Origin of the sequence: Clostridium polynesiense (genome assembly GCF_000820705.1) — a bacterium.
GTDB lineage: Bacteria > Bacillota > Clostridia > Clostridiales > Clostridiaceae > Clostridium_AA > Clostridium_AA polynesiense.
Genome location: NZ_CCXI01000002.1, coordinates 1 through 15,001, shown reverse-complemented (window position 1 = coordinate 15,001; position 15,001 = coordinate 1). Strand labels below are relative to the sequence as shown.

Genomic DNA, 15,001 nt, shown 5'->3' with positions numbered 1-15,001 from the left:
CCCATTCACACTGAAGTTTTCTTTTAACTGCTATCCTATCTCTTATCAGTTCCCCTCTTGCATTTCTGTTACTTTCTCCATCAATATCTGAAATATCTACTTTAAATGATTTAGGAGCAGCAATAGCTACTCCATTTATTTTTAGCATATCACCACTCCTATATTTTTAATAATGTTCTGCCTTCTTGTCTCTGAAGCTTGTTTATAGAATCAATTAAAAATCTAGCAAGTTCACTACCATTACCTAGCTGAATGATAATCTCTATAGCTCTATCTGCAGCATTAGAATTTCCACTCCCTTGACCGCCTCCTAACAATGCTGCTATCTGAGAAGCTAACTCAGTTATCCAGCCAGTGTTATTCTCCAGCGGCATAACCGCTTCCTTTCCTCTTTCACCAACCATAGCAAGAGTTGGCTGGTCTATGATTCCACCCTTTGCTAAGTAAGGTATTTTAGGAATATTGATTCCCTTTCCAGCTGCAGGTCCTAATATACTCCAATCCGGAAACTTTATTTTATTAAGTCCGCCAATAGCTAGATTAATCATAGAAATTAAACCATTGAGCGGAGCCTTAGCTTTAGCCTTAATACCATCAAATATTCCACCGAAGATATTGACTATACCTGTCCAAGCTCTTCTCCAATCTCCGGTAAAAACTCCAGCGATAAAATCGATAAACCCTTTAAATACTCTTTGTATGGATCCAAGTATCCCTTTTGCTGTAGAAAAGAATCCATTCAGAATTACACCCATGAACCCGAATCTGTTACTCCAATCAGTAGTAAATACATTTCCAAGCCAGGTTTTAAAATCATTGAATTTTTGCTTTATACTCTCCCATATCTCAGAAGCTTTAGCTTTAATAAAGTCCCAGTTTTTCCATAACAGAATGCCAATAGCTATAATAGCTCCTATAGCAAGAATTGCCAGGAAGATAGGGCTCTTCATAAGAGTGAATGCTACTGACACACCCTTTATTGCTTTATCTATACCATTAAATATTCCAATTCCAGTTTTAACTATCAAGAAAGCAGCTCCAAAGCTTCCAATAGTAGTTATGATAATATCAAGTACCGGTTTACCATCATTCATAAGCCAATTTATGAAGTTTGTTATACCATTAATGATTGGAGTTAAGGCACCCATAATCGGAGGAAGCATTCCTATAAACCAATTAATCAAAGGTAAAATATAATTATTATAAATGAATAGAGCTAACTTACCTATCGCTAATCCTAATCTTCCTAATGATTCAAGGAACCCTTGCACCGGAGGAGTAGCTAACATATCAAAGAAGTTCTTAAATGTCTGCTTTGTACCTTCAATTGCCTTCTTCATTTCAGCAACTACTCCTGCACCGTCCTTAGCCCATGCATTTTTGAAAGGTTGAAATATAGTAGCAAAAACCTTCTTAACCTTTTCAGCTAGTTTACCCATTGAGCTGTCTACTGCACTTGTATCAATAGAAGGAGCTGTGAGGGTAGGAATTTTACTTCCTCCTGTTCCGCCAGTAGCTCCAGAATCATCATCTTTATTCATGTTGAGAGTGTTAATTTCATCAAAACCCATCAAGCTTCCTTGGGCTTTCTTTGCTTTTTTACCAGCTTTCTCTGTGGTATCCCCATAGGCTCCCATTGCGGCTTTTGCGTTGATTAATCCCTGTGTAGCCTTAAAGCTCTGTTTATATGTCTGTCCAAATAAAGCACTTATAAAACTGGCTATATAAGTTGTAGCAGTTGCCAGAGCACTCATAAGAGCATTTAAAGCAGGAAGTATAGAATTTAATATAGGAGTAAATGCTACTGATAAATTAGTTTTAATTACTGCTAAAGAGTTAGCGAACTGTTGATTAGTCATTAAGGATTGTCCAAGTGAAGTAGCCATGGCCATAATTCCTCTTTGAATAATGGGAAATATAATCCCCCATTTAATCATGGTACCTAAAAACATTTTTAGCCCACCATGAGAACTCCTAAAACTATTACCGGCTCTTTTCGTATGATTATCTAAAGATTTCATTGAGTTGCCTAATTTATTACCGCTGTTATTTGCTTTAGCTGAGCTTGCATCCATGGCCGCTAATGCAAATCCTAACTTATCTGATTTAGCGATTAATCTGTTTATTGAAGCTTCTGTTTTAAGCATCTGTTCCTGGATCTTATTCTTTTTAGTCTGACTGAAAGCTCTTTCATATAAATTTCTAAGTTCTCTAAGCTTATTCTGCTGAGATTCAATAGTAGCATTAACATTATCAAGCATAGCTTGGGTACTCTGCATTTTTGCAATAGCTTCTGAATCAATCGGAGGCCCTCTTGAGCTTACATTTCCTTTTACAGATGTGCCGGTGTTAACAGCATTGACAGCTTTCGGAAATTCAAATCTTGGCATCTTAATACTTTTAAAAGCTGCTAAAATTCCTGAAACCGAGCTTTTCACATTACTTTGAACCCTGTTAAACATTGCTTTCATAGTACTGTTCATGTTGCTTAAGCTCTTCTTCATTCCTTTATCCATGCTTTCAAAAGAGCCTTTTGTTGCACCTTCTAATGAAGTTTTGAGATTCTTCCCTATAAGACTAGCCATTTTACTAATCTGTCCTGATAAGTCACTCTGAACCTCAAGATCCAGACTAATCTTACCAACACTATCGCTCATCTACCCACCTCCTCTTTTCAAAAATTAAAAAAGCACCTAGCTAATTGCTAAATGCTTTGGATTAGTTTTATTTTTTACCTGGTTTCCATTTATGTCCGCAATTCATACACAATAATAAAACTTTTTTACTAGATAATCCACCTAATATTGCTCCAACTTCTCCTGCTAGTACACCACCCGCCAAAGTCCTTCCAAGGCTAAGCTTCTTATCAGTAGTTGTAATGCTAGTTGAATGGCATTTAGGACAAAAAACTATTCCTGCTTTCTTCATATCCTTAACTTTCTGTATTCTTTCATCTGACTCTGTATTAAGTTGTTTCCATAAACTCACCTTATCAGAATTCTCTAATGTAATAGGAGCCATTTCTGCTTCTTCACTTGATATTGCAATTTTAATCTTATCAACAATTTCTTCTACTATATTGTTTTGTGTATACCAAAAATCAACTTTTTCTTCTATATTTTTACCGTCTAACCTTTTACCCTTAATAGATATCCTGCCATTCTCGTTAAGTGTTCCTTTAGTAAAACTAATGTCTATTATGTTTTTTAAATTCAATTCAACCTCTTTACCAATAATCTTAGTAATTCTTATAGTATTATCTATAATGATTATCTTTTTACCTACACCTTTTATTATAACTTCGCTCATTTGCAATCCCCTCCAATAACCATTTATTACTATAATAATACATTAAAGGAAGGCACTTGCAAATATCTTCTGAACCTTTTTTATTTCTTCTTCTTTCTCTTCATCTGTCATATCCTTAATGAAACTGTTTTTATTTCTCCATTCATTCCTAATTCTGTGTTGATCTTCTGTAAAAGTCTTTAGTATGTCCGTATCTTCTTCACTCCTGATACTTATTATCTGTCCAAGAGGAGTTTTAGGCATTATTCCTTTTAGAAGTGCTGTAAACTCACTCCAGGACATATTTTCTTCCTCACGAAGTCTTATACCATACTGCATTGCAAAGGAAGCTTCTATGAGTTCCCAATCTTCAAAGAGATCATACCATTTATTTTCTTTTGCCTTTGCGAAAGTCCATGGCTGCTTTTTTTGCTTCCTCCTCAGCCTCTTCCAGACTAACATCAGAAATAGCAGCCATTATTACATTTAAAATTAATGTAGTAGCCTCCATAGTTAAATTTAAGCTGTTTATATAATTTATAGCATCCTCACCTATTCCAGCTTCAATAACTTTATCTATCCTCTCAATTTCACTAAGTTTTTCATCTTGTGAAATTGCTTGTATAAGAATTGCAGTATTCTTGCTAGTATTTATATTATACACGTGGTCCTTATCTATAGTTACTGTACTTCTTTTATTTGCAGTCTGTAGCCTTTCAGCTATATCATAAGCTCTTGCCATCTAAATCCCTCCTAAGGTGTTATTGGTGCTGGTGTATATGTTGGTTTACCATCACCTTGCATATCAAATTCTAAAGGAGCTACATTAGTAGAATCTCCACCGCCAACATTTTTTACATTGATTACACAGTCAAATGTAAGCTTGGCTCCATCAGGAAACTCAATCTCTCCTTTAGTGCTACAGTCTAGTCCATCCTTCCAAGCTGTATTTGCTACATAATCATTACCTGGATCTCCAACTGACCTTTTACCATTAAGACCTACACTAAATTTCTTACCGGTCATTAAAGCTCTGGCCCATCCTGCAGTATCCATAGGTGTCCACTCTTCAACTGTACCGTCTATAGATATACTAAAACTCTCCATATCTTTTATAACTGCCATATCCGCTGGAAGTGCACTTGCTCTTCCCTTTGTACCAATCTTAAACTTAAGATTATATACGGGGAACACTCCTGTAAATGCCATATTCAATTACCTACCTTTCATAATAAATTATTGTCTCTATAACATATTCATAGACACCGTTGCTATCTGTTCCAATTCCCACAGCCTCCGGTGTCCTCATATCAAACTTTATAATTCTTTTACCGCCTATTACAGCTTCCTGACCAAAGAGTTTATTATATACCTCCTGGGCTTTCTGCTCTGCAGTATTTGCATTTTTACCCCAATGTACAAGGATAGAAACAGCTTTAGTAGCATAGCTTGTATTGCTTAATCCACCTATAGCTATAATAGGAGGAGGTCCAGGTACGCTATAAATTCCTATGCACTCTTCCTTGCTCCCATCAATCTTTCCTATATACCACTGAGGAGATATTATTTTAGTTTTTAAATATTCTCTTACCTCGCTTAGCAGCATTACTTTATCAACCCCTTACTAAGCATTTTAAGGAATTTCGGATAGTTTTCCTTTGTCATATCTTTCTTATCACCGTCAATATAACTCTGCATCCATTTCCCTTGAGCATTAACATTCTTATCTTTCCGGAAGTTATATTCAGGATGCCAGTATAACCTTCTAGCATATGGAGTATCAAAAATTATAGAGATTTTACCACTCTTGACCTTTGAATTATCCACAAATGCACTTCTTTCAAGCTCACCGGTATTCTTAGGTACTACAGCAGAAGTAACGATATCACTCTTTACAGCTTCTCCAGTAAGTTCCAGAGCCTTCTTCTGAGCTTCATCTAATGTCGCTAGCTTTGCTTTATCCAACTTAATAGTTACCTTTACTGTCATCAGCTCAGCTCCAGTTCTGTAGAGAAAATAGAGCCATCAGGGTTGCGCGGTCTTGCTGCTCTATAGATATTTATTTTAACTCCATTCACCTCAACATACCCCTCTATTTTGGGATACTGAGGAGCTATATCTCCCTCACAGATAATCTTGCCAGTAAGTGTAATAAGCTGCTTGTCTGCATTCATAACCTGCTTGGATTTCTCAGAGTAGTTAACCTTACCACTGAATAAAAGCTGTGATACTGGTTCTCCATCCTCATTGATGTATGTCTGATATATCTTTACCGGAGTGACTAAGGTCCATTTAGGAAAAGGCATTTTAAGTCCCATAAGCTAAAGCCTCCTTGAAGTCAATCCTGTTTGTTTTAGGTACCCTAGGACTTCCTTAGTAGTTGTCACTCCATTGATTACACTACCGGTAAAGCTAAGTGAAACATCACCTACAGAATATCCACTCAAAGGCATATCGATATATTCTCCATATTGTTCAATAAACTCTGCCTGGATGCATACTGCTTTTTTAATCTTATCCTGTTGAAAAGGGGTAAGGCTGTTAAACCCTACCCCGTTAATTCTATTGAAGGTTAAACTATCAATTTGATCTGAAGCTCTTTCCAATAAACTCTCATCAGCTATCTTATTCCCCCTAAAGGTATTTTTATAATAAGATAAATCTGCATAAGCCATATAATCACATCCTATTCTAAGGATTCCTTAATCTTCTTAAGAACACCCTCCTGAGTAGTTGCTTTACCTAAGTCTATTCCTTTTTCTTCTGCATAAGCCTGGAGCTCTTCAAGAGACATATCCTCAAGAGATTTTTCTCCCTCAGGATTCTTATCTCCTTCAACTTCATAGCCATGTTCTCTAAACCAATTTAAAAGAGCAGGGTTATCTGTTTCCCCTACTCCATTTAAAAAATCAACACTTGCGCTTACACCAGTATATTCTTTATTGGGTGCAAATATCTTAACCATACTACCCCTCCTATTGTACTTTAATCTTTCTCATAACTCCGGCAGCCTTTGTTGCCTTAAGTGCTACCGCTGCAACCATTTCCACTTCACCCTTCTTTACTGCTCCGGCAGTTGAAAAGTCTGGCATCCATGTGTTTACTGGAGATTGTCCAGCCATTGATACTCCATGGAAACCATCTAAACCTAATCTAGCAACATAAAGAGAAGTTTCACCGGTTGTAGTATTTGTAGAAACTACAGGATCATTAGAACCTGGTTTTGCTCCAAGGTCAACCAGTGGAGTCTCTCCATATTTTTCAACCTGCATACCAAAGTCATTCTTAGTTACCTGATACATTCCTGCTCTTCTAGCACAAGCTCTTATCTTAGCTATAAGCTTAAGGTTACCAGCTATGAAAGAAGGTGTACCATCAAGTCCCATAAGGAATTCATCCAGTGCATCAAGAAATGCCTTATAGTTAGTGTCTAGTGCAGCTGAAGTGGATAAATCTATAACTGCACCTGGAGTATATTCAGTACTGGATCCAGTTAATGCTTTCTCTAATCCATCAAAAGCATTTGCATCTACTCCGCTGTCCCCGTTTATAACAGTGTTATTAAATAATGCCTGAGCTGCTTTTACCTTCTGCGACATCTGAAGAGTAACCTCGTTAACAATACCACCCATTTTAGCTATTATACGGTCGATTTCAAAGCTTCCACCGAATACCTTAAGGTCTACAGTGTGCCTTTGCTTTGAAACTTCATGAGGAGAATACTCAGTGTTTACTGCCCTAAAGCCTGCAGTAGGCTGAGTAAGTAATCTTGTATATGCATAAGTTAAGGTAGCACCGCCACCTGTTGGAGAAACTGCATCATCAAAGGTTAAGTTCTCGAGTAAGAAATTTGACTTTCTAAACTCATCTATAACCCCAAGCTGTAATGCATCTTGAACGTTTTTCTTTGCTTCTAGTAATGTAATTGCCATTTATTATCATCCTTCCTTATTTTGAATTAAAATATGATGCAACTGCATCATGTAATGATGTAGGTTGAGTATTGGTGGATTCACTTTCTTTTCCATCTCCACCTACTTTAAAACCTGGTTTATTTTCTGTTCCTTCCTCCTGCTTAAAGAGGAATTTCTTTGACTCACTTAGAGTCTTAATCTGTTCATCAAGTCCGGTTATTTTTCCATCCTCACTAAAAATAAGTTTAGTTTTATCGAATAATCCGGATACAAGATCTTCATCATGAACCTTACCTGCTATAGCTAGCTTTATAGCATTAGTCACTTTAAGGTCCTGTAATTCCTTCTCATATTTCTCTTTAGCTGCTTTATTCTCAGTCTGAAGAGTGTCAATCTGTTTAGTAAGAGCTTCATTATCTCCAGCTGATTTTTTTAGATTTTCTAGCTGATCTGTCATATCCTTTGAGGTATTCTTCAAATTCTTATTCTCCTCATTCACCTCATCAAATCTGTGTTTTGGAATATAAGTCTTTAATTCCTCCTGGGAAGCTGCAGCAGCTTTTGTTGCCTGCTCCTCTGTAAGTCCTAAAGCAATAAATTGTTCCTTTGTCATTTATAATCATCCTTTCATCTACATTTTTTATCCTGGTCTTGACCAGTGATGTCTTGTTTTTTAACGCCTGCAATACCAAAAAGGCGGAAATAAAAAGCCTTATTTCTAAGACTTAAATTTTAATTTAGCATCATCATTAATTTTCTTTACAACTTGTTTTGATAACTCTTCTAACGCTTTACTATCACTTATTATGCTTATCGATTTTCTGTTTTTAGTTAGTAATTCAGTATGTTCTTTTATTTCCTTCTTGATTTCCTCATTTAAAGTAATAACTCTTTTCTGTAACTTATTATTTTTAGTTTCAACTATGATGTAAATTATGAAAATTATAATCAAAATTATAGTGAGTATATTAGACATCAATATATCGCCTCCTTTTTTAAGTATAATAAAAGCACCTACTAATCTTACTTAGTAAGTGCTTTTAATTTGTTTGGTTATAGATTTCATCATATATTTTTTGAAGTTTCTTACCATCCTCATTAAGATATTCCTGATTTACAAATCCTATTTCTATCTGTAAATCTTCTACATAATCCATCAATTCAATTTTCAAATCTATATCTAGTTTAAGTGATACCTTATTTTCTGATACTTCTGAACTCCTTATAACCTTTTCTTTTAAATCTTCATCATATAGTTGTTCTACCATATATTTATAAAGATTAATATCCAACTCAATTACCTTTTCCATTTTTCTCTTTCAACCTCCTTACTTTATCTGAATCACTTGGATTACATTGGATTAAGTTACCTGTAACAGGATTTATAGATACAGTACTTAATTCACCTATATACTTTTTACTCATTTCAGCAACACCATCCAATTTTCTAGCTCTTATTTCACTTATTTCTATTGGGTTATATAATGCATCTAAAACCCCATTAATTGATGTACCACTTCTGGGTAGCCCAGTTTTAGGATCATTACTAGCACCAAGTATTCTGTCAATCATATGCTTAGAATAACCGCTAACCTTTATTCCATCTTTAGTTATAATTCCTACTACCTTACTATTTAATTCATATATAACCTTTTTATAATCACTAAAAGTAGAAAATGCAGAGATATTTCCCTTAGTTCTACTTTTATAGTAGTCATCCATTAAGTTAAATCCTTTAGTATTATTATACTTCAATTTTTGGAAATCTTCCAATGTTTTAGGAGAATCATCTCCTATAATTTCTTTATACCTTTCAAACTGTTTTACATCTTTAGAATAATTAATCTCTTTTATACTTCTTACATCAGCCTTTTCTCTATTATAATCTCTTCTAAGCTGCCGGTTCTTATCCAGGTGTTGTTTTAATCTATCTTCACATTCTTTAACCTTATCACTTGCTTTATTTGCATTTTCAGCGTCAACGGATCCTGCCTCAAATCTCTTCCACTTCCTAAGCTGTCTTTCAATATATCTTTGATGCTGCTCTGCTTCATAAGTCTCTATAGATTCTTTATTATCAGGAACAGTTGGAATCTTTGTAATCCCAGGGAAGTAAGTAGTTAAGGTATGTCTACAGTTAGGATGAAGTAACCCTGTTCTTATTGCTTCACTAAGTAATGGATATGGACCATCTTCTTTAGTTCCATGGCTAAAAACATCATCAATTAATACCTTACCTTGCCAAGGTACACAGTGCTTGGCAAGTATTAGCATGAGCTGAAACAACTACAAGATGCAAACCCCATTCATCTCTCTTTTTCCCTTCTCCTAATAAGGTGGCTCTATGAGAAGCTGTTCTAAGTGCCATCTCTGCATAACTAGCAATGTTTACTCTCTTTCCATCTTTATAGATAATAGAGTTTATTCCTTTATCAAGAAAATCTTTTGTAGCCATATCAACGGCCTGATTAAGACTCTTCGTTCCAGCGGACATATACATTTCAACCTTAAATATAGTCTGCCTATATACATCATCCATCTTTCTAAGCACAGAAACATTAGCATTTTTAATATCATTCTTTACAGTTTCCTGGAGAGCATTAAGCTTTTTATCATTCACTGAAAAGAAGTTTTCTTCCGGAGGAGGCTCTACAGGTCTGTTTAATATTTTAGCTATATACTCTCTAGTAGCCTGCTTCTCTGATATATCATCAGGAAGGTTTAAAGCAGCCTCAGGATTAAAAAATCTCCTTATTCTATCTATCAGATTCTCAACCCTGCTCTGTCCATTATTATATTTATTGTTTAATTCATTCCTTATTGCTTTTTCTATAGGAGCACTATAAGAACCAATAATCTCTCTATTCTCTTTCCGGTACTTCTCCATCCCCCTAAGCTTAGCACGCTGCCATTGTTCCCACTGGAAGCCTTCCTTGCGCTGCTCCCTTTCATGATAGTAGAAAGCTCTTTTCATAGATGATATAAGATCCAATTCCATCTGTTCAAAGATTTTTCTGATGTCATAAGCTTTATCTTTATTACTTTTATTGAGCTCATCTAATGAGGAATTTTTAAAAATGTTCTTTAGTATATCACTAAGCTTCTTGGCCATCTAAATCATCCTCTGGAATATCCTCATCAATTTCATCCCCAACCTTAGGTTCCTCAGCTTCCATGTAACCATTCTGTTCTTTTATCCTCTTAATCTCCTCAGCCTTCTCATCATCAGTCATAGTGTCACCATAGAGCTCATCTATTGCTTTTTCAATAGACATTATTCCATAACCCTTAGCCTTCCCCACTGTTTCAACCACAGTATCAAAGCTAGGTGAAGCATATTCACCAAAAGAAACAGAAGCCTCATATTCTCCAGGCTTCTTCTCTGATATAAGATCATTAACCATAAGAACAATAGAAACAACCTTAGGGATTACTTCATTCAAGGTGTCAATTATCTTTCCCCTGGTATAAAGAGTAGCTTTTTCCTTTTCTCTCTGAGCTTCTGCATTATCAGTTTTCTTAAGGTCTATTCCTAAGGTTGAAGGAGATATTATTCCCTGGAGGCACATGTCTAAGTTATTGGCATAAGTACTTACAAAAGCTTCGTAGCTTATTTCCGGCTGAACTGTCTCTATCTTGCTTTTATCATCTTCTTTTAAGCTGGATCCCATAGCTATAAATTTATTATCAAAGGGATTAGGCTCTAAGAGTTCTCCTGTTGCAGGATTTCTCGGAATTAAATCTTCCGGGATATACTTCTGTACTCTTCCATCCCTTATTGCATCTATCCACTGGCTTATAGTTTCATCTAAAGCATCAAAGGAATCTGATTTACTATCAAATAAGCTTTTACCTCGACCTTTAAACTTAGGAGACTTAAAGAATTTCATAGGTACGGCCATAATAAAATCACCGGTGAATGTAGTGTCTTTTAAAGCAGCAGTTTCAGGGACAGTACTTAATGCTACTTCTTTACCATCACTCTCATAGAGCTTATATTTTATATAACCTTTACCGAAAATCTCTTCCAAGCTATATTCCTTTTCCCTAACTGCATAAGAGGTATAAAACATCACCTCATGAACCCTTCCTCTGTTAAGATTATAAGCAACTCTTTCTCCGCTAAAGTATTCTATTATTGGATACTCAGTCACATCAGTATCGATTGTTATCTTAAATGCTCCATCACCAGTGACAAGTGTCTCTGAAATAGCTTCCCCTATAAGCTCATCAAACTTATTGTCCTGGGATACTTCATCCCATAGATTACTTAATTCCTTAGTATCAAGCTCTATTCCATCCAAGTCAGCAATGACAATATCTGATAACCTATCAACTATCATTGCCGGTAATCCTGAGTGAATCTTTCTTATATTAAGCTTTTCAGAAGGAACTGCAGCCCAAAATCTTGACTGACTGACCATATCCTTAGCTGACTGCTTGAAAAACTGATCAAGTTCCGAAGGATCTCCCCGGTACCATATTCTATTCTTTAATACATTCCCCTGAAAACTTAAAGGCTCTTTTATTACTATTGTTTTATCTGGTGCTGGATTTATTTTTAATGCTTTCATAACCATATTTTTTAACCACCCCACTTTCTTAACCTCCAATCCCTATCTTATTCTTAAACGGAATCCATCCATATTGACTAGCATTAATCGTATGGTCGTTTGCATCCTCAGGCTCATACTTATCTTCTTTCCAGCTGTAAGCTTCATGCTCTCCTATATGATGCCTGCAATGGTCTAAGACCAAGTAATAAACTGTATCATTCGTATTAATCCATCCTAGCTGCAGATGAATCCTGTCTATAATAGTTATCTTTTTATAAGCATTTAAGAAGTTATATAAACATGGATTAGTCCTCTTAAACTTCTTAAGCTCTGTAATTGTAGCCTGGTCTGCTGAATCAATAAATACATCTCTAGCAAATCCCCATTCAGATCTATTTCTTTCTAAAAACTTAAAAAGTCTGGGGGGTATATCAGAAGGAGCTAGAGGTATCTGAAGGTCTGCATTATTATAAACTTCCTCATCTAAGATAATCACCTGTCCTTTATCTGTGATACCCTGGAATATAAACGCAAAGGTATCCGGGCTTTCCTGAGAATAGGAAGTATCAACTCCACAGGAAAAGTACATAAACTTAAGCTTTTTATCTTGTATGAGCTTTTTAATATAATCCTTGCTTACCACATTTTTTTCTCTAGTGAAGTTGCTGAAGATAAGCCCTGTAGCTCTACCCCTAAGGCCTTGTATCTTATTCTTATAAAGCTTAGTGCCCTTAGGTACATTTAGGATTATCTGCTGCTTTTTCTCTTCAGAAAGTCCTGCATTATGAACAAAAGAAAAGAACCAATGTACCCAATTAGGTTTTGGTTCTTCGTTTAACATCTCTCTTATTTCTTTAGGGGTTTCTTTTACCCACTCAGGTAATGGCCTGCTGCAGTTTATATATTCTTTATACACTGGAAGATTAGGATCATCTGGGTTAAGTGTACCCATTAAGTAATCACATCTCATGGAAGCTTCTCTTACATACTCCATATCAGCTATATTAATTTCATCTATGTATAAGCAGCCATACTGACCACCCAGAGCTTTCTTCCACCTGGTTTTATTATCATACCCTAATACATAGATTATCTTATCTCCTGAATCAGTGTGATAAAGTATATGAGGTAATGAGTGCTGGCCTTTACCATTGCTGTTATACTGAACTAAAGGACCAAATACATCACAGATTCCCAGGTCCTTGTTTATGATATTCTTCTCTATAGTACCGAGGTCAAGTCCAGAAAGGATATGAAGCTTCTTAGTGCTTTCAGCCACCTTAAACATAAACTTAAGGATTCCTACAGTTGTTTTCCCTGCGGCTGTAGTTCCTTCAAGAAATTCTGTAGGAGCATCACATTTTAAAAATGCTTTATATTTTTCAGATAATAAATATGCTTCTGCCATAGTATCATTCCTTAAGCTGCTCTAGGATAGAACCAAGTTTACTAAGTCCAGTGTCTAAGGATCCATTTACCTCAACCTTATCCTTAAACATTCCCAGGTGCTTACCCAGGAGTTCCAGGGCTTTAATCTTATCATTAAGCCTTACTTCTCTTTCTGTTAGCTCCATATCCTCAGAGGATGAAGTCTTTACCTTCACAGACTGAATAGCTGCAAGATCATCTTCTGATGCATCTGGAAAAACAGTAGCTGTATTGAAGTTAATAACATCAGCTGGGTTAACAAATCCTATCTTTGCAAGCTCCATAAGTACCCTGTCAGCATTGACCCCGGTTCTTTTTGACCGCTCTGCCATGGCTTTGTCTATACATGCGCGTACTTCAGGTTTCTTCAAGTTTTCATTTCCAATTGAATAAGCTGTAGCTGGACTATATCCTGCTCTAATAGCTGCCTGCGTGGCATTAAGGTCTATTAGATATTCTTCTATAAATCTTTTCTGTTTTGCTGTTAGCTTAGCCACAATGCCACCTCCTTAATTTTATGTATTAAAAAAGAGCTCCATATGAGCTCCATTAGATTTATTTATTTACATCATAACTTTTTAATTTAAGGTCATTAGTGTTATAATACATTTCTGCATCTGCACTTCCTTGTAGTCTTTCTTGATACCTTTTCCAGAAAGTGTCTATAATTCCATATCCGCATTCTTGGAACATTGTATTAATAGAATCTATTTCACTTTGGTTAAGTGTTATATTACATCTATTAATACTTGTTTTAATAATAGACTCAGTGTTATCCATATACTCATTTACAGAATTATTAAAGGTTATAAGTAAAATATTAATGTATTCTCCAGATTGGATTAAATTTTTAGCAGCCATAATATGAGTAACTTTATCACATTCGTCTAACATTTTTTTTATACATTCATGTGAAGTATTCTCAATTATATCTAATATTTCTTTCAGCCCGTTTGTATCATTGTTCAAAGTCTCACCTCCTTAATTTGTAAACTTCTACAAAGTAAGGCGATTTCCCTTTAACTACCGTTCGACATATATTACATTAAAAAAGAGCCCCTGTTGAGAGCTCTTTAATATTATTTTGTTACATTAAAACAATTTTTAGTTTTACAACGGGGACATGATATAAGAATATCATATGTTATTTTTGAACCTTCTGAAGTATATTGAGAAGATTTTGCTATTAATTCAGCTTTTTTCCCGCCAAATATATCAACTTCAGTAGTTCCATCATTATAACTATTTAATTGCCAATCTATTTTATTATTGCAAATATGACATATGCTAGTTGTTTTATATTTATTGTTTATATTTGATTTTTCAATCCCTTTTCTTTCTTCAATATTTATAAGTAATCCATCGATAGTATAAAATACAAAGGTTAGAATGGCTATATAATTAACAATTGGTTGTAGTTCAATTTTTAGAAATGCAAACATAGAGCTAACAAACAATCCTGCAATTCCTACAGTAAGTCTAAACCACTGACGCATAGTATTAGGGAAAATGGGTATTTTTCGTTTATTGTACATCTTTATGCACGTCCTTTTTATTATAATAATAATTATCGTACATTTTATTGGATAATTAACTATTTCTGCCTTAAATAACCATTAACTCTTATATATGCTCTAGCGGACATACATTCCTTCAAGCTGTTTGTTGCCTTTTCTTTCTTTACTCCTCTTCCGGAACAGTAAGGACATACTAAGTATCCTTTCATGCTCTGCACCTCTTCAGATAAAAGAACAAACTCTCTACCACATTTACATTTAAAGCTTGTGTATATACTCATATGCCCTCACCCTTTTC

The 15,001-nt window shown here is 35.3% G+C and carries 22 protein-coding genes; all 22 read right to left on the bottom strand.

Translation table 11 applies throughout. The features are described from left to right. Positions 1-158: 158 nt before the first annotated feature. Complete coding sequence (locus tag TA89_RS00220; protein ID WP_052447239.1) at positions 159-2,657, bottom strand: phage tail family protein; 2,499 nt, start codon at positions 2,655-2,657, stop codon at positions 159-161. 67 nt (positions 2,658-2,724) lie between these two features. Beyond that, positions 2,725-3,309, bottom strand: coding sequence for an LITAF-like zinc ribbon domain-containing protein (locus TA89_RS17520; protein WP_052447238.1), 585 nt, complete (start codon positions 3,307-3,309; stop codon positions 2,725-2,727). Positions 3,310-3,351: 42 nt separating this feature from the next. After that, on the bottom strand, positions 3,352-3,750 hold the full coding sequence (locus tag TA89_RS00210; protein ID WP_052447237.1) for a Gp15 family bacteriophage protein: 399 nt from the start codon (positions 3,748-3,750) through the stop codon (positions 3,352-3,354). After that, positions 3,677-4,030 (bottom strand): hypothetical protein, encoded by a 354-nt coding sequence (locus TA89_RS00205; protein ID WP_040209878.1) that lies wholly within the window; start codon positions 4,028-4,030, stop codon positions 3,677-3,679. The genes TA89_RS00210 and TA89_RS00205 overlap by 74 nt, the downstream gene beginning before the upstream one ends. A gap of 11 nt (positions 4,031-4,041) precedes the next feature. Beyond that, a complete protein-coding gene (locus TA89_RS00200; protein WP_040209876.1) occupies positions 4,042-4,497 on the bottom strand; it encodes a phage tail tube protein in 456 nt (151 codons plus the stop codon). Positions 4,498-4,507: 10 nt separating this feature from the next. Next, positions 4,508-4,894 (bottom strand): phage tail terminator protein, encoded by a 387-nt coding sequence (locus tag TA89_RS00195; protein ID WP_040209875.1) that lies wholly within the window; start codon positions 4,892-4,894, stop codon positions 4,508-4,510. Then, entirely contained in the window at positions 4,894-5,277 is a 384-nt protein-coding gene (locus TA89_RS00190; protein ID WP_040209873.1) for a minor capsid protein, read from the bottom strand. The genes TA89_RS00195 and TA89_RS00190 overlap by 1 nt, the downstream gene beginning before the upstream one ends. Then, positions 5,277-5,606: a hypothetical protein gene (locus tag TA89_RS00185; protein ID WP_040209870.1), complete on the bottom strand. Its 330-nt coding sequence runs from the start codon at positions 5,604-5,606 to the stop codon at positions 5,277-5,279. The genes TA89_RS00190 and TA89_RS00185 overlap by 1 nt, the downstream gene beginning before the upstream one ends. Before the next feature lie 3 nt (positions 5,607-5,609). Further along, positions 5,610-5,963: a head-tail connector protein gene (locus TA89_RS00180; protein ID WP_040209869.1), complete on the bottom strand. Its 354-nt coding sequence runs from the start codon at positions 5,961-5,963 to the stop codon at positions 5,610-5,612. An 11-nt stretch (positions 5,964-5,974) separates the two neighbouring features. Continuing rightward, positions 5,975-6,253, bottom strand: a complete 279-nt coding sequence (locus tag TA89_RS00175; RefSeq protein ID WP_052447236.1) for a hypothetical protein — start codon at positions 6,251-6,253, stop codon at positions 5,975-5,977. A gap of 10 nt (positions 6,254-6,263) precedes the next feature. Further along, the gene (locus TA89_RS00170) at positions 6,264-7,220 is read right to left on the bottom strand and encodes a major capsid protein (protein ID WP_040209867.1); all 957 of its coding nucleotides are present in this window, start codon (positions 7,218-7,220) and stop codon (positions 6,264-6,266) included. A gap of 16 nt (positions 7,221-7,236) precedes the next feature. Beyond that, positions 7,237-7,815 carry a phage scaffolding protein gene (locus tag TA89_RS00165; protein WP_040209866.1) on the bottom strand — a complete coding sequence of 193 codons (579 nt, stop codon included), beginning with the start codon at positions 7,813-7,815 and terminating at the stop codon, positions 7,237-7,239. Positions 7,816-7,920: 105 nt separating this feature from the next. Beyond that, positions 7,921-8,181, bottom strand: coding sequence for a hypothetical protein (locus tag TA89_RS00160; RefSeq protein WP_147590039.1), 261 nt, complete (start codon positions 8,179-8,181; stop codon positions 7,921-7,923). Positions 8,182-8,242: 61 nt separating this feature from the next. Further along, on the bottom strand, positions 8,243-8,512 hold the full coding sequence (locus TA89_RS00155; RefSeq protein ID WP_040209863.1) for a hypothetical protein: 270 nt from the start codon (positions 8,510-8,512) through the stop codon (positions 8,243-8,245). Next, positions 8,496-9,488, bottom strand: a complete 993-nt coding sequence (locus TA89_RS18990; protein WP_278246170.1) for a phage minor capsid protein — start codon at positions 9,486-9,488, stop codon at positions 8,496-8,498. Before TA89_RS18990 ends, TA89_RS00155 begins: the two co-directional genes overlap by 17 nt. Next, entirely contained in the window at positions 9,436-10,314 is an 879-nt protein-coding gene (locus TA89_RS18985; protein ID WP_278246169.1) for a phage minor capsid protein, read from the bottom strand. The genes TA89_RS18990 and TA89_RS18985 overlap by 53 nt, the downstream gene beginning before the upstream one ends. After that, a complete protein-coding gene (locus TA89_RS00145) occupies positions 10,298-11,800 on the bottom strand; it encodes a phage portal protein (protein ID WP_040209861.1) in 1,503 nt (500 codons plus the stop codon). The genes TA89_RS18985 and TA89_RS00145 overlap by 17 nt, the downstream gene beginning before the upstream one ends. Before the next feature lie 4 nt (positions 11,801-11,804). Then, a complete protein-coding gene (locus tag TA89_RS00140; protein ID WP_040209860.1) occupies positions 11,805-13,166 on the bottom strand; it encodes a terminase in 1,362 nt (453 codons plus the stop codon). Between the two features lie 4 nt (positions 13,167-13,170). Next, positions 13,171-13,683 carry a terminase small subunit gene (locus TA89_RS00135; RefSeq protein WP_040209858.1) on the bottom strand — a complete coding sequence of 171 codons (513 nt, stop codon included), beginning with the start codon at positions 13,681-13,683 and terminating at the stop codon, positions 13,171-13,173. Positions 13,684-13,741: 58 nt separating this feature from the next. Continuing rightward, positions 13,742-14,155 carry a hypothetical protein gene (locus TA89_RS00130; RefSeq protein WP_040209857.1) on the bottom strand — a complete coding sequence of 138 codons (414 nt, stop codon included), beginning with the start codon at positions 14,153-14,155 and terminating at the stop codon, positions 13,742-13,744. A gap of 110 nt (positions 14,156-14,265) precedes the next feature. Further along, a complete protein-coding gene (locus TA89_RS00125) occupies positions 14,266-14,721 on the bottom strand; it encodes a hypothetical protein (protein ID WP_040209855.1) in 456 nt (151 codons plus the stop codon). A gap of 59 nt (positions 14,722-14,780) precedes the next feature. Beyond that, a complete protein-coding gene (locus TA89_RS00120; protein WP_040209853.1) occupies positions 14,781-14,984 on the bottom strand; it encodes a hypothetical protein in 204 nt (67 codons plus the stop codon). Positions 14,985-15,001: the final 17 nt, after the last annotated feature.